Source organism: Streptomyces sp. NPDC005962 (assembly GCF_040629205.1).
Lineage (GTDB): Bacteria > Actinomycetota > Actinomycetes > Streptomycetales > Streptomycetaceae > Streptomyces.
On the sequence record NZ_JBEXVE010000009.1, the window covers coordinates 57,433 to 73,974 of the forward strand.

14 protein-coding genes and 1 riboswitch are annotated in these 16,542 nt (G+C 72.2%); of the genes, 5 read left to right on the forward strand and 9 right to left on the reverse strand.

Annotation, left to right across the window (positions count from 1 at the left end; all coding sequences use genetic code 11):
- The first annotated feature begins 105 nt into the window (after positions 1-105).
- From ABZ370_RS17015 to ABZ370_RS17035, 5 genes are all read left to right on the forward strand, one after another.
- Positions 106-1,563 (forward strand): sodium:solute symporter, encoded by a 1,458-nt coding sequence (locus ABZ370_RS17015; protein WP_358621051.1) that lies wholly within the window; start codon positions 106-108, stop codon positions 1,561-1,563.
- Positions 1,564-1,593: 30 nt separating this feature from the next.
- Positions 1,594-3,240, forward strand: a complete 1,647-nt coding sequence (locus tag ABZ370_RS17020; RefSeq protein WP_358621052.1) for a thiamine pyrophosphate-binding protein — start codon at positions 1,594-1,596, stop codon at positions 3,238-3,240.
- Positions 3,241-3,383: 143 nt separating this feature from the next.
- Positions 3,384-4,112: an ATP-binding cassette domain-containing protein gene (locus tag ABZ370_RS17025; RefSeq protein ID WP_358621054.1), complete on the forward strand. Its 729-nt coding sequence runs from the start codon at positions 3,384-3,386 to the stop codon at positions 4,110-4,112.
- Positions 4,094-5,332, forward strand: coding sequence for a hypothetical protein (locus ABZ370_RS17030; RefSeq protein ID WP_358621056.1), 1,239 nt, complete (start codon positions 4,094-4,096; stop codon positions 5,330-5,332). Before ABZ370_RS17025 ends, ABZ370_RS17030 begins: the two co-directional genes overlap by 19 nt.
- A gap of 54 nt (positions 5,333-5,386) precedes the next feature.
- A complete protein-coding gene (locus ABZ370_RS17035; RefSeq protein ID WP_358621059.1) occupies positions 5,387-6,523 on the forward strand; it encodes an LOG family protein in 1,137 nt (378 codons plus the stop codon).
- A gap of 22 nt (positions 6,524-6,545) precedes the next feature.
- On the opposite strand, the gene ABZ370_RS17040 is transcribed toward ABZ370_RS17035, so the two are convergent.
- The 9 genes from ABZ370_RS17040 to rpsB all read right to left on the reverse strand — a co-directional run bounded on the left by ABZ370_RS17040 (position 6,546) and on the right by rpsB (position 16,422).
- Positions 6,546-7,574, reverse strand: a complete 1,029-nt coding sequence (locus ABZ370_RS17040) for an ABC transporter ATP-binding protein (protein ID WP_358621060.1) — start codon at positions 7,572-7,574, stop codon at positions 6,546-6,548.
- A gap of 15 nt (positions 7,575-7,589) precedes the next feature.
- On the reverse strand, positions 7,590-9,203 hold the full coding sequence (locus tag ABZ370_RS17045) for an iron ABC transporter permease (RefSeq protein ID WP_358621580.1): 1,614 nt from the start codon (positions 9,201-9,203) through the stop codon (positions 7,590-7,592).
- A 95-nt stretch (positions 9,204-9,298) separates the two neighbouring features.
- Positions 9,299-10,372: a thiamine ABC transporter substrate-binding protein gene (locus ABZ370_RS17050; RefSeq protein WP_358621063.1), complete on the reverse strand. Its 1,074-nt coding sequence runs from the start codon at positions 10,370-10,372 to the stop codon at positions 9,299-9,301.
- Positions 10,368-10,471: riboswitch (TPP riboswitch) on the reverse strand. Its footprint overlaps the gene before it by 5 nt.
- 65 nt (positions 10,472-10,536) lie before the next feature.
- On the reverse strand, positions 10,537-11,643 hold the full coding sequence (gene rlmN, locus ABZ370_RS17055; protein WP_358621066.1) for a 23S rRNA (adenine(2503)-C(2))-methyltransferase RlmN: 1,107 nt from the start codon (positions 11,641-11,643) through the stop codon (positions 10,537-10,539).
- 86 nt (positions 11,644-11,729) lie between these two features.
- A complete protein-coding gene (locus ABZ370_RS17060) occupies positions 11,730-12,926 on the reverse strand; it encodes a phosphatidate cytidylyltransferase (protein ID WP_358621068.1) in 1,197 nt (398 codons plus the stop codon).
- The gene (gene frr, locus ABZ370_RS17065) at positions 12,926-13,483 is read right to left on the reverse strand and encodes a ribosome recycling factor (protein ID WP_358621071.1); all 558 of its coding nucleotides are present in this window, start codon (positions 13,481-13,483) and stop codon (positions 12,926-12,928) included. Before frr ends, ABZ370_RS17060 begins: the two co-directional genes overlap by 1 nt.
- 104 nt (positions 13,484-13,587) lie before the next feature.
- Positions 13,588-14,367 (reverse strand): UMP kinase, encoded by a 780-nt coding sequence (gene pyrH / locus ABZ370_RS17070; protein WP_358621073.1) that lies wholly within the window; start codon positions 14,365-14,367, stop codon positions 13,588-13,590.
- A 155-nt stretch (positions 14,368-14,522) separates the two neighbouring features.
- The gene (tsf, locus tag ABZ370_RS17075) at positions 14,523-15,359 is read right to left on the reverse strand and encodes a translation elongation factor Ts (protein WP_358621076.1); all 837 of its coding nucleotides are present in this window, start codon (positions 15,357-15,359) and stop codon (positions 14,523-14,525) included.
- Between the two features lie 100 nt (positions 15,360-15,459).
- The gene (gene rpsB / locus ABZ370_RS17080; protein ID WP_358621078.1) at positions 15,460-16,422 is read right to left on the reverse strand and encodes a 30S ribosomal protein S2; all 963 of its coding nucleotides are present in this window, start codon (positions 16,420-16,422) and stop codon (positions 15,460-15,462) included.
- Between the last annotated feature and the right edge of the window lie 120 nt (positions 16,423-16,542).

Below are 16,542 nucleotides of genomic sequence, written 5' to 3' on the forward strand. Positions count from 1 at the left end.
TTTCCTCCATCCCGGGAACCACGAGTGGAGGAAACGTACACTTCCCGGCCTCCTCGGCGACACCCTAGGGTCTCGGTCACCGTCCCCCCGCTGAAGGGCCCCACCATGACCGCTGTCGACTACACGGTGATCGTCGTCTATCTCGCGGGCATGCTCGCGCTCGGCTGGTGGGGAATGCGCCGCACCACGTCCACCAGCGATTTCCTGGTCGCGGGCCGCCGCCTGGGCCCCGCCATGTACTCCGGGACGATGGCCGCGATCGTCCTCGGCGGCGCCTCCACCATCGGCGGCGTCGGCCTCGGCTACCAGTACGGGCTCTCGGGCGCCTGGATGGTCCTCACCATCGGCGTCGGCCTGCTCGCGCTGTCCGTCTTCTTCTCCGCGCGCATCGCCCGCCTCAAGGTCTACACGGTCAGCCAGATGCTGGACCTGCGCTACGGCGGGTCCTCCGGGCTGATCTCGGGCATCGTCATGTGGGCGTACACCCTGATGCTCGCGGTCACCTCGACCATCGCGTACGCCACCATCTTCGATGTGATCTTCGGTCTCGACCGGGTCGTGGCGATCGTGCTCGGCGGCGCCATCGTGGTCTGCTACTCCACCCTCGGCGGCATGTGGTCGATCACGCTCACCGACATGGTGCAGTTCGTCGTGAAGACCATCGGCGTCCTGCTCCTGCTGCTGCCGATCGCCGTCGTCAAGGCGGGCGGCTTCGGCGCGATGAAGGCCGAACTGCCGGACAGCTACTTCTCTCCTATGGGCATCGGCGCCCAGACGGTCTTCACCTATGTGCTCATCTACTCGTTCGGCATGCTCATCGGCCAGGACATCTGGCAGCGCGTCTTCACCGCCCGCGACGACAAGGTCGCCCGCAGCGGCGGCACCGTGGCCGGAACGTACTGTCTGGTCTACGCGGTCGCCGGCGCGGTCATCGGTACCGCGACCAAGGTCCTCTACCCCCACCTCGGCTCCCCCGACGACGCGTTCGCGACCATCGTCAAGGACGCCCTTCCCATCGGGGTCAAGGGGCTCGTCCTGGCCGCGGCCCTCTCCGCGGTGATGTCGACGTCCTCCGGCGCGCTCATCGCCTGCGCCACGGTCGCGAACAACGACATCTGGGCCCGCCTCCGGGGCCGCCCCGCCGCCGCCTCGCACGACGAGGTCGCGGGCAACCGTCTGTTCATCCTCGTCATGGGCGTCACGGTCGTCGGGATCTCCCTCGCGCTGAACGATGTCGTCGAGGCGCTGACCGTCGCCTACAACCTGCTGGTCGGCGGGTTGCTGATCCCGATCCTCGGTGGCCTCCTGTGGAAGCGCGGCACGGGCACGGGGGCGCTGGCCTCGGTGGCCGCGGGCGGTCTGACGGTGATCGGGCTGATGGTCTGGAAGGGCGTCCTCGCCAACGAGCCCATCTACCTCGGCCTGCTGGCCTCGCTGGTGACGTACGTGGCGGTGAGCCTGTCCACCAAGCCCACGGACGCCGCGGTCCTGAACGCCTGGCAGCGCCGCCTGGCCGGTGACCCGGCGCCCGAAACCCCCGAACCGACCCCGGCGAACGCGTAGTCCCCGGCCGACCACCACGAAAGGCACTCCATGCGCACCGCACAGCGCGAGCGCCACGGCGGCGATCTCGTCGTCGAATCCCTCACCGCGCTCGGCGCGACCACCGTCTTCGGGCTCCCCGGGCAGCACGCGCTCGGCGCCTTCGACGCGCTGCGCCGCTCCGGCCTCGACTACATAGGCCTGCGCGTGGAGAACAACGCGGGGTTCGCGGCCGACGCCTTCGCCCGCGTCACCGGCTCGGTCGCCCCGCTGCTGGTGTCCACCGGCCCCGGCGCGCTGATGACGCTGGCGGCGCTGCAGGAGTCGGCGGCGGCGTCCGCGCCGGTGCTGGGCATCGGCAGCCAGGTGCCCACCCCGGGGCTCGGCGGCGGCCGCAAGGGATATCTGCATGAACTGGCCGACCAGAAGGCGTCGTTCCGCGACATCGTCAAGTCCGTCCACACGGTCCGCACGGCCTCGCAGATCCCGTCCGCCATCGCCGCCGCCTGGGCGTCCGCGCTGGAGGCACCGGCGGGCCCGGTATGGCTGGAGATACCGCAGGACGTGCTGCTCGCCCCCACCTCCGTACCGCCCGTCACCGCGCTGACCGCCGCGCCGCGCCCGCTGCCGCCCCGGCCCGAACTCACGGAATGGGCCGCGCAGCTCCTCGGCGCGGCGGAACGCCCCGTGATCCTCGCCGGAGGCGGGGTCGTCCGCGCGGGGGCGTGCGAAGAACTGCGCGCGCTGGCCGAGCGCCTGGACGCCCCCGTGGCCACCACGTTCGGCGGCAAGGGCGCGTTCCCCTGGGACCATCCGCTCTCCCTCCAGTCCTGGCTGGAGGACCGGCATACGACCGACCTTCTGGAGGAGGCGGACGTCCTGCTCGTGGCCGGCTCGGGGCTCGGCGAACTCTCGTCCAACTACCACACGTTCCGGCCCCGCGGTCAGGTCATCCAGATCGAGGCCGACCTCGGCAAGCTGGAGTCCAACCATCCGGCCCTCGGCATCCACGCCGATGCTCGCCCCGCCCTGGCGGCGCTCACCACCGCCGTGTCCCCTCGCCCGGAGTCCACCGGCGCCAAGACCACGGCCGACCTGCTGGACCGCGTACGGGACCGGATCGCGGTGCAGGACCTGGATCTGGAGCAGCGGGTCCTGGGGGCCGTGCGGGAGGCCCTGCCCGATGACGCGCCCAGCTTCTGGGACATGACGATCCTCGCGTACTGGGCCTGGTCCGCGTTCGACCCGCGCGCGGGCGCGATGCACTCGGCGCAGGGCGCGGGCGGCCTCGGCTACGGGCTGCCCGCCGCGCTGGGGGCCGCCGCCGCGGACCGTACGACACCGGTGCTGGCCGTGTCGGGCGACGGCGGCGCCATGTACTCGATCGCCGAACTCGCCACCGCCCGCCAGTACGACCTGCCGGTGACCTGGCTGATCGTGGACGACGGCGGCTACGGAATCCTGCGCGAGTACATGACGGACGCGTTCGGCGAGGCGACGGCCACCGAACTGGCCCGCCCGGACTTCGTCGCGCTCGCCGAGTCCTTCGGTGTGACGGCCGTACGGTCCGCGCCAGACCGGCTGCGCGCGGACCTCGCGGCGGCGCTGGCCGCCCCGGGCCCGTCGGTCGTCGTCCTCCCCGCCCACCTGCGCATGTTCGCGCCCACCCACACCGGCCACGCCCCGGACGAGGGCTGATCGGAGGAACTGGGCCCGCGCCCGGCCGAGCCTGAGGCGCGGGCCCCGGCGGGAGTCCTTACCGTGCCAGTGACCCATTGGCTCCGGCCTCGTTCACCCCGGCGGGGGAACGAGACGGTCGCAGGTAAGGCGAGGTGCTCTGGATGGTGGCTCCGCCGGACAACGACGTGCTCCGGGCACGCACCCTCTCGTACGCCCATGACGGCTCGCCCGCCCTCGCCGGTGTCTCCGTCGGCGCCCGCGAGGGCGAGATCCTGGCGGTGACCGGCCCCCGGGGCTGCGGGAAGACCACGCTCCTCAGGTGTCTGTCGGGCCAGTTCGTGCCGGACCACGGCGAAGTGTGGTTCAACGACACCGCCGTGCACTCCCTGGCCCCGCTGAGCCGCGAGCGGCTGTGGCGCGACCACTTCGGCTGGATCGACACCGAACCGCAGCTCGTGCCCGAGCTGACCGGGTGGGAGAACGCCGCGCTGCCGCTGATGCTGCGCGGCAGCGGGCGGCGCGCCGCGAAGAGCGCGGCGTGCGAGTGGCTGGAGCGGCTCGATGTCGCTGAGTGCGCCGGGGTGCGCCCCGGCGCGCTGCTGCAGTCGCAGCGTCAGCGGGTCGCGATCGCGCGGGCGCTGGCCCCCGCGCCCAGTGTGCTGTTCGCCGACGAGCCCACCGCGCCGCTGCACCGCGCCGACCGCGCCCAGGTGCTGCGTACGCTCACCTCGGCGGCGCGTACCCACGGCATCACGGTCGTCCTGGCCACCCAGGACCCGGAGGTGGCCACGCTCGCCGACCGCACCGTGACGCTGCTGGACGGCCGCCTGGCCGACTCGGCGCCGTCCCCCGACGCGGAGGGCATCGCGGCGTGCTCAGCCTCCGCCTAGCCCGCGGCTCCCATCCGCTGATCCTGTTGCGACGGTCGCTGGTGGCCGTCGCCGCGGCGGGTGCGAGCTTTCTGCTGCTGTCCGCCCTGGGGTTCGCGGCGGGCCACCCGGCCGACCCCGACGGCGCGCTCGCGCGGCTGCTGTGGTGCGTCGTACCGCTGGCCGCGACCGTGCAGCTGGCCACGTCGGTCGCCCGTGCCGACCCCAGCACCCGCCCGGGTGCGGGGCTCGCCGCGGCGGGGCTCGGTCCGGCCCGGCTGGCGCTGCTGGCGGGCACGGCGACGGCGACGGCCTGTGCGGCCGGGAGCGCGCTGGCGCTGCTGGCCTTCCTTCATCTGCGCGGCGACGTGGGCGGCTCGTGGCTGCTGTGGGCGGGCAGCGGTGCGGCGGGCCGCGCACTCGGCGGGGAGCGGCCGCTGCCGCTGGTCGGGGCGGTCACGCTGGTGGCCGTCGTACCGCTGGTGGCGGGCGCGGCGAGCGTGGCGGGCCTGTGGCCCCGGCAGCCGGAAGCGGGATCGGGTGCGCCCCGGCGGACACCGTCGGCCGCCCCCACCGTGGCGACCGGTCGGCTCGCCCCGCCGCCCCACCGCGCGGCGTCCGCCCTGCCGTGGGCCGTCGCGCTGACCACGGCGGGGCTCGCGCTGGGGGCGTACGCGGGGCGCGGAGCGCATCCGTCCGCCGGCTCGCTGGTGTCCCTCTCCGGCCGGTTCGGCGGCAGCGCGCCCGAGGTGGTGGGCGGCTGGGCGCTGACGGTGGCCGGGCTGGTCCTGGCCGGGCCCGGGCTCGTCCACGGCTGCGGGCGGCTGCTGGCCTTCGGCCGCCCGGGCCCGCTGCGGCTGCTGGCCGGGCGCATGCTGCAGCAGGAGGCGGGGCTGATCGGGCGCCCGCTGGGGGCGCTGTGCGCGGTCGCCGCCGGGCTGTACGGAGCGCTGCGGCTGCACGGAGCGGCCCACGGTCACTCCGGCGCCCAGTCCTTCGGGCCGCTCACGGACCTGGGCGTGGGCCTGGTCCTGATGTGCGCGTTCACCACGGTGTTCACGACGGCGCTGGAGGCGCGGAGCGCACGCCGGCGCACCACGGCGGCGCTGCTGCGCCTCGGCGCGTCGGCCCGGCTGCTGCGGGGCGCCGCCGCGCTGCGCGGTGGGGCGCTGCTGCTCGTGCTCGCGCCGGTGACCTGGGGCGTGGCCCAGCTGACGACGATGCCGTTCACCCACTCCTGACCCCACCGACCCGGCCGTGACCCCACCACCGTCCGGTGTGATTAGCATGACGGCGTGCAGACCGATGACGCTTCCGCGCCCACCGAGCCCACCGCACCCGACGTCGAAATAGAGTCCCTGGAGGAGTTCGACCAGGTTGTCGCCCGCGGCACCCTGGCCGGATACCGGGTCCAGTCCGTCGATCTGACGGCCCGTACGTCCGCGCTGCTGTCCACCGACACCGACCGGGCGGTCTTCCTGGGCTGTCCGATGGAGCCGGAGGCCGCCGCGCGGGTACGGGCGCAAGGGGCGCTGGTCTTCCCGCCCGTGCCGGACCTGCCGTTCGACCCGTACCGCGGCACCCTCTACACCCCGGCCGAGCTGTTCGAGGGCCTGGACGACGAGGTGGACGGGTACGCGGGCACGCCGGACGCGCTCTCGTACGCCTGGTTCCAGCGGACCAAGGCCGACGGCGACATCTTCTCCTCGATGCTCCGCTCGATCCACGACGATGCCGTCTCCGACGCGCTGGACGAACTGCTCACCGGCGCCCGGGTGGTGGGCGTGATGGGCGGGCACGCGCTGGAGCGCGGCTCCGAGGGGTACGCGGGCGCCGCCCGGCTCGGACAGGCGCTGGCACGGACCGGGCTGACCGTCGCGACGGGCGGCGGCCCGGGCGCGATGGAGGCCGCCAACCTGGGCGCGTACACGGCACCGCTGCCGGACGCGGCGCTGAAGGAGGCGCTGGAACTCCTCGCCCGGGAGCCCTCGTTCCGCCCCTCGGTCGGGACCTGGGCCGGGGCCGCGTTCGCGGTGCGGGAGCGGTGGCCGGACGGCGGTGCGTCGGTCGGGATACCGACCTGGTTCTACGGGCACGAGCCGCCGAACGCCTTCGCCTCGCACATCGCCAAGTACTTCGCCAACGCGACCCGCGAGGACGGGCTGCTGGCCCGCTCGAACGCGGGCGTCGTCTTCCTGCCCGGCGCCGCCGGAACCCTTCAGGAGATCTTCGACAACGCCACGCCGAACTACTACGAGTCGCGCGGTGAGCCGACCCCGATGGTGCTCGTCGACCGCGACCACTGGACGCGCCGCCTCCCGGCCTGGCCGCTGCTCGAAGCGCTCGCGGAGGGACGGTCGATGAAGGCCCGTATCGCGCTGGTGGACTCGGTGGACGAGGCCCCGGACGCGCTGGCCTCCCTGACGGGCTGAACGTCCCCGCCGGGGCAGCGGGCTACGCCGACCCGAGCACCACCACGTCCGCCGCGTCGAACGCCGCCCCGACCCGGTCCCCCGCCTCCGGGGCGTCCCGCAGCGCGCAGGACGCCTCCAGGCGGGGGCCGTCGGACGGCTGGAGGATGAGCGCCACATGGTCGCCGCGGAAGGTACGGGCCGCGACCGTGCAGGGCAGCCCGTCCGCGGGGGCCGTGAGCCGCACCCCGCCCGGCCGGACCAGCAGCCGCACCGGGCCCGTCCGGGAGCCGGGCGGCACCGGCAGCTTGCCCCACACGGTGTCGGCGACATCGCCGTGGACGGCCGCCTCGACCACGTTGTCGAAGCCGAGGAAGCGGGCGACGAACTCGTTCGCGGGGTGCTGCCACACCTCCAGCGGGGTGCCGGACTGCGCGATCCGCCCGTCGTCCATGACCACGACCCGGTCGGCCAGCGCGAAGGCCTCGCCCTGGTCGTGGGTGACGGCGAGGACCGTGGTGCCCAGCCCGGCGAACAGCTCCCGCAACTCGACGACGAGGCGCTCCCGCAGCCCGCGGTCGAGCTGGCCCAGCGGCTCGTCCAGCATCAGCAGCCGCGGCCGCGGCGCCAGCGCGCGGGCGAGCGCCACGCGCTGCTGCTCACCGCCGGACAGCGAGTCGACCGGCCGCCGCTGCGCACCGGGCAGCCCGACCAGCTCCAGCAGTTCGGCGACCCGGCGGTCCGCCTCCGCGCGCCCGGTGCCCCGCATCCGCAGCCCGAAGGCGACGTTGCCGCCCACGTCGCGCTGCGGGAAGAGCTGGTGGTCCTGGAACATCAGCCCGACCCCGCGCCGGTGGGTGGGTACGCCGCTCTGGTCGCGGCCCGCGAGCCACACCCGGCCGGAGGCGGCGCGCTGGAGCCCGGCCACCACCCGCAGCAGGGTGGACTTGCCGCTGCCGCTGGGGCCCAGCACACAGACCGTCTCGTGCTCGGCGACGTCCAGGTCGACGGCGTCGAGCGCGTCGTGGCGGCCGTACCTGACCGTCACCTCGTCCAGTCGCAGCAGCGTCATCGGACTCCCCCCATGTCAGAACTCCCCCGAGCGGTCGGTGCGGATGCGCTCCAGGGCCAGCAGGGAGCAGGCGCACACCAGCATCAAAATCGTGCTCAGGGCCATCGCCTGCCCGTAGTTGAGCTGTCCGGCGCGGCCCAGGAAGCGCGCGACGGCCACCGGGAGGGTGGGCAGGTCGGGGCGGGCGATGAACACCGTGGCCCCGAACTCGCCGAGCGACACGGCGAACGCGAAGCCCGCCGCGACCGCCAGCGCCCGCCCCACCAGCGGCAGGTCCACCTCGCGCCAGGCGCGCAGCGGGGAGGCGCCGAGCACGGCGGCGGCCTCCCGCAGCCGGTGATCCACGGCGCGCAGGACGGGCAGCATCGTGCGCACGACGAACGGCACGCCCACCAGGGCCTGGGCCAGCGGGACGATGACCCAGGAGGCACGCAGGTCCAGCGGGGGTTCGTCGAGCGCGATGAGGAAGCCGAAGCCGACGGTGACGGCCGAGGTGCCCAGCGGCAGCATCAGCAGCGCGTCGAAGCCGCGGACGAGACGCCCGGCCCGGCGGGTGAGCGCGGCGGCGGCGAGACCGCCGACGACGAGGGCGAAGACGGTGGCGACGGCCGCGTATTGGAGGGAGTTCCCGATGGCGTCCACGGGGGCCACGAAGAAGGTGCCGCCGCTCCCGGCGGCGGACTGGAGCGCCCGGTAGTACGTGAACCCGTAGCCGTCCGGTCCGTGGAGCGAGCGCTCCACCAGCACCGCGAGCGGCACCACGATCAGCAGCGCGACGACGGCCAGCACCCCCGCGAGCAGCCCCCACTGCGCCGGTCCCTGGGGGCGGCGCGCGGTCCGGGCGGCGTCGACGAGCCGCAGTGCGCCCTCCCGGCGGCGTACGGTCCAGGCGTGCAGGGCGAGGACGGCCGCGACCGCCGCGAACTGGACGAGGGTGAGCACCGCGGCCGTCGGCAGGTCGAGCAGCTGCGCGGTCTGCCGGTAGATGGCCACCTCCAGGGTCGCGTAGCGCGGGCCGCCGAGGATCTGGATCACCCCGAAGGAGGTGAACGTGAACAGGAAGACCATCAGCGCCGCGGCGGCCACGGCGGGCCCCAGCGCGGGCAGCGTGACCCGGCGCCAGGCCGCGAGGCGGCTCGCGCCGAGCACCCGCGCGGCTTCCTCCTGGCGCGGGTCGAGCTGCGCCCACAGCCCGCCGACGGTGCGGACCACGACCGCGTAGTTGAAGAAGACATGGGCCAGCAGGATCGCCCAGACGCTGGTGTCGAGCCGTATCCCCCACAACTCGTCCAGCAGCCCGCCGCGGCCGAGCAGCCCCAGGAACGCCGATCCGGCGACGACGGTCGGCAGCACGAACGGCACGGTCACCACGGCGCGCAGCAGCCCCTTGCCGGGGAAGGCGAAGCGGGCGAAGACATACGCGCCGGGCAGCGCGACCGCCAGCGTCAGCCCGGTCGACGCGGCCGCCTGCCAGCCGGTGAACCACAGGGTGTGCAGGACGGACGGGTCGCCCAGCACCTCGGGTATCCGCCCGAGGTGCCAGCGGCCGTCGGCGCGCAGCCCGCGGGTGACGATCGCGGCCACCGGATACGCGAAGAAGACGGCGAAGAAGGCGAGCGGCACGGCCATCAGGCCGAACCGCAGGGCGGCGCCGCGCAGCCCGCCGCGTTCGCGGGACTGCGCGGGCGCGGGGCGCTCGGCGGGATCGACAGGCTCCGTGGGCTCTACAGAACGAGCGAGGACCATGCCTTGACCCAGGGCTCACGGTTCTTGGCGATCTTCCGCGGAGGCAGGGTGGCCGGGTCGGGGATCTTGGCCCCGTACCGGGTGAAGACCTCCGGCAGCCTGGCGTCCTCGCGCACCGGGTTGACGTACATGTTCAGCGGTACGTCCTCCTGGAAACGCTTGGTCAGCAGGAAGTCCAGCAGCGCCTTGCCGCCCTTGGTGTTGCCCGCGCCCTTCAGCAGCCCGGCGAACTCCGTCTGCCGGAAGCAGGTACCGGCCGCCACCCCGGTCGGGGCCTTGGCGGGCTTCGACTTGGCGTCCACCACCTCGGCGGGCGGGCTGGAGGCGTACGAGACGACGAGCGGCTTGTCGCCCTTGCCGCCGCCCGCCGAGCCGGAGAAGCGGTCGTAGTACGCCTGCTCCCAGCCGTCGACCACCTCGACGCCGTTGGCCCGCAGCTTCTTCCAGTAGTCGCGCCAGCCGTGGTCGCCGTAGCGGGCGGCGGTGCCGAGCAGGAAGGCCAGGCCGGGGGACGAGGTAGCGGCGTTCTCGGTGACCAGCAGGTTCTTGTACGCGGGCTTGGTCAGATCGGCGAGCGTCTTCGGCGGCGCGAGCTTCTTGCCCTCGAAGTAGGCGCGGTCGTAGTTGACGCAGATGTCGCCGTAGTCGACCGGTGTGACGCGGTGCTTGGCGCTGTCGAGCTGATGCGCGGCCGGGACCTTATCGAGGCCCTTCGCCTCGTACGGCGTGAACAGGTCGTTGTCCAGCGCGCGGGAGAGGAGGGTGTTGTCGACGCCGAAGAACACATCGCCCTGCGGATGGCCCTTGGACAGGATCGCCTGGTTGACGGCCGCCCCCGCGTCACCACCGGCCTGCACCCGCACCTTGTAGCCGGTGGTGCGGGTGAACTCCTTGAGGACCGCTTTGGACGCCGCGAACGAATCGTGCGAGACCAGGGTGACGGTCTTGGAGTCCTTGCCGTCCGCCGCGCCCCCGCCGCAGCCGCTGAGAACACCGGTGCCGAGGGAGCCGACGAGAGCGGCGGTGACGGCACGCCGAAGATGACTGTTCATCGTGAGGCTGACTCCCTACGCCGGTATGACCCGGATCAGGTTGGAGGGTCTGCGGCCGTGCCGCACTCTCAGCGCTGTCGCGCTCCCCTGTCGGAATGTTCAGTTGTCCATCGTTGCGGGATGGTTGTACGACGATGGCGCGAAGGCACCGTATCAGCCGGTGGTCAGCGCTCCGTGGCCGCCAACTGTCCGCACGCCCCGTCGATCTCCTGCCCCCGGGTGTCCCGGACGGTCACCGGCACGCCATGCCGCTCCAGGGCCGCCACGAACGCCCTCTCGTCCTCGGGCCGGGACGCGGTCCACTTGGAGCCGGGCGTCGGGTTGAGCGGGATGAGGTTGACGTGCACCCGGTGGCCCTTGAGCAGCCGCCCGAGCAGATCGGCGCGCCACGCCTGGTCGTTGATGTCCTTGATCAGGGCGTACTCGATGGAGATCCGGCGGCCGGACTTCTCGGCGTACTCCCACGCCGCGTCCAGGACCTCGCGCACCTTCCAGCGGGTGTTGACCGGGACGAGAGTGTCGCGCAGCTCGTCGTCGGGCGCGTGCAGGGAGACCGCGAGGCGGCACTTGAAGCCCTCGTCGGCGAACCGCAGCATCGCCGGGACCAGTCCGACGGTCGAGACGGTGATCCCACGCTGGGACAGCCCGAGGCCGTCCGGCTCGGGGTCCGTGAGACGGCGGATGGCGCCGATGACCCGGTTGTAGTTGGCCAGCGGCTCGCCCATGCCCATGAAGACGATGTTGGACAGCCGGGCCGGGCCACCCGGGATCTCTCCGTCCCTGAGGGCCCGCATGCCGTCGACGATCTGGTGCACGATCTCGGCGGTGGACAGATTGCGGTCCAGACCCGCCTGGCCGGTGGCACAGAACGGGCAGTTCATCCCGCAGCCCGCCTGGGAGCTGATGCACATGGTGACCCGGTCCGGGTAGCGCATCAGCACGGACTCGACGAGCGTGCCGTCGAAGAGCCGCCACAGGGTCTTGCGGGTGGTGTCCTCGTCACAGCTGATGTGCCGCACCACGCTCATCAGATCCGGCAGCAGCTCCGCCGCGAGCTTCTCGCGCGCGGCGGCCGGTATGTCGGTCCACTGCGCGGGGTCGTCGGCGTAGCGGGCGAAGTAGTGACGCGACACCTGACCGGCCCGGAAGGGCTTCTCCCCGAGGGCGGCGACAGCCTCGCGGCGCTCGGCGGGTGTGAGGTCGGCGAGGTGCCGCGGGGGCTTCTTGGCCCCACGCGGCACGGCGAAAGTGAGTTCTCCGGGCTTAGGCATGGCCGTACCAGTGTCGCAGACATGCGGAAGGCCCCGCGCCACGGGCGGCGCGGGGCCTTGGACAGCCTCTGTTACCGGCGTGCGGCTCAGCCGCCGCCCACGAAGATCACCAGCAGCAGCCACGCCACGGGCGCGGTGGGCAGCAGCGAGTCGAGCCGGTCCATGATCCCGCCGTGGCCGGGCAGCAGCTTGCCCATGTCCTTGATGCCGAGGTCACGCTTGATCATGGACTCGCCGAGGTCCCCCAGGGTCGCGCTGACCGCGACGGCGAGGCCGAGCAGCAGCCCCTGCCACCACACGCCGCCCTCGATGAGGTACTGCATGCACAGCGCCCCCGCGACCATCGCGAACGCCACCGCACCCATCAGCCCCTCGCGGGTCTTGCCGGGGCTGATACGGGGCGCGAGCGGATGCTTGCCGAAGCGCCAGCCGACCGCGTACGCGCCGGTGTCGCTCACCACGGTCAGCAACAGGAAGGTCAGCACCCGCTGCGCACCGTCGGGGGCGGCCAGTATGAGCGCCACGAAGGTGGCCAGGAACGGCACGTAGAAGGCGGCGAAGACGCCCGCCGTGACGTCCCTGAGGTAGTTGTCGGGTGGCTCGGTCATCCGCCACACGAGCACGGCGAGCGCCGTGAGCGAGACCGCCACCCAGGCGCCCTGCGCCCCGCGCACATAGCCCGCGACGACCATGGCGACGCCGCCGACGGCGAGCGGCACCAGGGGGACGCGGATGTCCTTCCGCTCGGCCAGCCGGGAGGTCAGCTCCCACAGCCCGACGACCACGGCGACCGCTATGACGCCGATGAACACCGGCTTGTAGATGAAGAGCGAGACGCCGATGATCACGCCCAGCCCGACGCCCACCCCTATCGCGGCCCGCAGATCGCGGCCCGCGCTCTTCTTCTTCGTCCCCTGGCCGCTGCCGCCGTTGCCGGGCGCGCCACCGGTGGCCTCGGGGCCGGGGCCGGGGGGCGTCGGCGGCTGCCCGGCGGGCGGCCGGGGTCCGGGCCGCGGCTCGTGCTCATCGCGGAACAAGGGGCCGCCCGGCCGGGCGGCCCCCCGGTCACGGCCGGCGGCGTCGCCGGGGTCGCCGCCTGCGTGCGGCACGGTGGGCATGGGGCGAGTCTGCGCCGCTTCGGCCACCTCGTGCGCGGGACCCGCCGAAGACGCGGGACCCGCCGAAGAAGGGGGCACCTCCCAGCCGTAGCCGGGGGAGGTGCCCTGATCAGTCGGTCCCCAGAGTCCGGCGCGTGGTGGGGCCCCCCAGGAAGAGTCGTTCATCAGACCTCGAGCAGCTCGGCTTCCTTGTGCTTGAGCAGCTCATCCACCTGCGCGACGTACTTCGCGGTGAGGTCGTCGAGCTCCTTCTCGGCACGGCGGCCCTCGTCCTCGCCGACCTCGCCGTCCTTGATCAGCTTGTCGATCGACTCCTTGGCCTTGCGCCGGATGCTGCGGATCGAGATCTTCGCGTCCTCGCCCTTGGCCTTGGCGACCTTGATGAACTCCTTGCGGCGCTGCTCGGTGAGCTCGGGGAACACCACCCGGATGATGTTGCCGTCGTTGCTGGGGTTGACCCCCAGGTCCGAGTCACGGATCGCCTGCTCGATGTTGCGCAGCGCGCTCTTGTCGAACGGGGTGATCACAGCCATGCGCGGCTCGGGCACCGAAAACGACGCGAGCTGGTTGATCGGCGTCAGCGCACCGTAGTAGTCCGCCACGATCTTGTTGAACATCGCCGGGTGCGCACGCCCGGTGCGAATCGCCGCGAAGTCCTCCTTGGCGACCACAACGGCCTTCTCCATCTTCTCCTCGGCCTCGAGGAGGATTTCTTCGATCACCACTTGCTCCTGGTGTTATCCGTAAGCAGAGCCTCGCCCCTGCGTGCGTCTTCTCCTGCACGGTGTCCGACCGGCAGGCCGTTGTCCATCCCCCGAACGAGCCGTCAGGCGCGTACGTCCCGGTCGCTCACGAGCGTGCCGATCTTCTCACCCTTCACCGCGCGCGCGATATTTCCTTCGGCGGTCAGCTCGAAAACCAGGATCGGCAGCCTGTTGTCCCGGCAGAGGGTGATCGCGGTGGCGTCGGCGACCCTGAGGTCCCGGGTGATCACCTCGCCGTACTCCAGGGCGTCGAACTTGACCGCGTCCGGGTTCCGCTTGGGGTCGGAGTCGTAGACCCCGTCCACCCCGTTCTTGCCCATGAGCAGCGCCTCGGCGTCGATCTCCAGGGCACGCTGGGCGGCGGTGGTGTCGGTGGAGAAGTACGGCATGCCCATGCCCGCGCCGAAGATCACGACGCGCCCCTTCTCCAGGTGGCGCACCGCGCGCAGCGGGATGTACGGCTCCGCGACCTGGCCCATGGTGATGGCGGTCTGGACGCGGGAGTCGATGCCCTCCTTCTCCAGGAAGTCCTGGAGGGCGAGGCAGTTCATGACGGTGCCCAGCATGCCCATGTAATCCGAGCGCGCCCGGTCCATGCCGCGCTGCTGCAGCTCGGCCCCGCGGAAGAAGTTGCCACCGCCGATCACGATGGCGATCTCCGCGCCGTCCCGCACAACGGCGGCGACCTCGCGGGCGATGGCGTGCACGACATCGGGGTCGACCCCGAGTCCCCCGCCGCCGGCGAACGCCTCGCCGGACAGTTTCAGCAGGAAACGGCCGTGTCGGGCTGGGCCGTCCGCGTTCTTGTCGGCGGCCTGTTCGGCGTCCGCGCCGTGATTCATTGGAGATCTCCTCGTGCACATACGAAGAAGGCCACTGCCGGACGGGTCCTGGTACGACCTCTGCGGCAATGGCCTCCTCGTCACATCTGCGGCCGACCGGTTGACGGTTGGCTGCCTACGACCCTATCGGTGTCGCCGGTGTTTCGCCGCTCGGCTCAGACGCCGACGCGGAAACGGGCGAAACGGGTCAGGGAGACGCCGGCCTCGTCCAGGACCTTCTGGACGCTCTTCTTGTTGTCCTTGGCGAACGCCTGGTCCACCAGGACGTTCTCCTTGAAGAAGCCGGTGACGCGACCATCGATGATCTTCGGCAGGGCGGCCTCGGGCTTGCCCTCCTCGCGCGCGGTGGCCTCGGCGACGCGACGCTCGTTCTCGACCGTCTCGGCCGAGATCTCGTCACGGCTCAGGAACTTCGGCGCGAAGGCGGCGACGTGCTGCGCGATGTCCTTGGCGACCTCGGCGTTCTCCTTGTCCAGCTCGACCAGGACGCCGACCTGCGGCGGCAGGTCCGGGCTGGTGCGGTGCATGTACGCGGCGACGTAGCCGCCGGAGAACTGCGCGAAACGGTCGAGGACGATCTTCTCGCCGAGGGTGGCGTTGGCCTCGTCCACGAACGCCTGGACGGTCTTACCGGCCTCGATCTCGGAGGCGAGCAGGGCCTCCAGGTCGGCCGGGACGGTCTTGGCGACGTGGGCGGCGATGGTGTCGGCGACGACCACGAACTTGTCGCCCTTGGCCACGAAGTCGGTCTCGCACTTCAGCTCGACCAGCACACCGGAGGAGTTGTCGTCGGCGATGACGGAGACGACGGCACCGTTCTCGGCGCTGCGGCTCTCGCGCTTGGCCACGCCCTTCTGGCCCTTGACGCGGAGGATCTCGACGGCCTTGTCGACGCTGCCCTCGCCCTCGTCCAGCGCCTTCTTGCAGTCCATCATGCCGGCGCCGGTGAGCTCGCGGAGCTTCTTGACGTCAGCGGCGGTGAAGTTCGCCATGATCTGTGAATCTCTTCTCGAAAGTCGAAAGCTCTACGGGTTGAACGACGGGGGCGGCGCCGTCGCACCGTCCCCCGCCGTTCTTACACCGTCTGAGTGGTCAGGCCTGCTCGGCGTCCGCTGCCGGGGCCTCGGCGGGCTTCTCGTCCTCGGCCGGCTTCTCGGCGACGGCCTCGGCCGGCGTCTCGACAGCGGTCTCGGCGGGGGCCTCGGCGGGGGCCTCGACAGCGGCCTCGGCCGGCGTCTCGGCGGCCTCGGCGGGCTTGGCCTCGGGCTCGTCGGCCTTCTTCTCACCCTCGAGCAGGTCGCGCTCCCACTCGGCGAGCGGCTCGGCCACCGCACCCTTGTCGGCCTTCTCACCGGTGGCGACACCGGAGCGGGCGATGAGGCCCTCGGCGACGGCGTCGGCGATCACGCGGGTGAGCAGCGTGACGGAGCGGATCGCGTCGTCGTTGCCCGGGATCTTGTAGTCGACCTCGTCCGGGTCGCAGTTGGTGTCGAGGATCGCGACCACCGGGATGCGGAGCTTGCGCGCCTCACCGACGGCGATGTGCTCCTTCTTGGTGTCCACGATCCAGACGGCGCTCGGCACCTTCTGCATCTCACGGATACCGCCGAGGGTCTTCTCCAGCTTGGCCTTCTCGCGGGAGAGGACGAGGAGCTCCTTCTTGGTGAGGCCGGAGGCGGCCACATCCTCGAAGTCGATCTGCTCGAGCTCCTTCAGGCGCTGCAGGCGCTTGTAGACGGTCGAGAAGTTGGTCAGCATGCCGCCCAGCCAGCGCTGGTTGACAAACGGCATACCGACGCGGGTCGCCTGCTCGGCGATCGCTTCCTGCGCCTGCTTCTTCGTGCCGACGAACATGATGGAGCCGCCGTGGGCGACGGTCTCCTTGACGAACTCGTAGGCGCGGTCGATGTACGACAGCGACTGGAGCAGGTCGATGATGTAGATGCCGTTGCGCTCGGTGAAGATGAAGCGCTTCATCTTCGGGTTCCAGCGGCGGGTCTGGTGCCCGAAGTGGACGCCGCTCTCCAGCAGCTCCCGCATCGTGACGACGGCCATGGCCGTACTCCTTGAGGTACTCGGTTCCACGGCGGCCGGGCGGCCGCCGCTCCTGACGCCCCGGCGCGCCTGCCACGGACGAGGGCCCTGGTAGGGGGCTCGTCCGAGGACCGAGGGGCG

Coding starts and splice junctions, on each gene's coding strand:
- ABZ370_RS17020 (WP_358621052.1), top strand. CDS start 1,594: ATGCGCACCGCACAGCGCGAGCGCCACGGCGGCGATCTCGTCGTCGAA.
- tsf (WP_358621076.1), bottom strand. CDS start 15,359: ATGGCGAACTTCACCGCCGCTGACGTCAAGAAGCTCCGCGAGCTCACC.
- rpsB (WP_358621078.1), bottom strand. CDS start 16,422: ATGGCCGTCGTCACGATGCGGGAGCTGCTGGAGAGCGGCGTCCACTTC.
- rlmN (WP_358621066.1), bottom strand. CDS start 11,643: ATGCCTAAGCCCGGAGAACTCACTTTCGCCGTGCCGCGTGGGGCCAAG.
- ABZ370_RS17015 (WP_358621051.1), top strand. CDS start 106: ATGACCGCTGTCGACTACACGGTGATCGTCGTCTATCTCGCGGGCATG.
- ABZ370_RS17040 (WP_358621060.1), bottom strand. CDS start 7,574: ATGACGCTGCTGCGACTGGACGAGGTGACGGTCAGGTACGGCCGCCAC.
- ABZ370_RS17025 (WP_358621054.1), top strand. CDS start 3,384: ATGGTGGCTCCGCCGGACAACGACGTGCTCCGGGCACGCACCCTCTCG.
- ABZ370_RS17050 (WP_358621063.1), bottom strand. CDS start 10,372: ATGAACAGTCATCTTCGGCGTGCCGTCACCGCCGCTCTCGTCGGCTCC.
- ABZ370_RS17060 (WP_358621068.1), bottom strand. CDS start 12,926: ATGAACGACTCTTCCTGGGGGGCCCCACCACGCGCCGGACTCTGGGGA.
- pyrH (WP_358621073.1), bottom strand. CDS start 14,367: ATGAATCACGGCGCGGACGCCGAACAGGCCGCCGACAAGAACGCGGAC.
- ABZ370_RS17045 (WP_358621580.1), bottom strand. CDS start 9,203: ATGGCCGTGCCGCTCGCCTTCTTCGCCGTCTTCTTCGCGTATCCGGTG.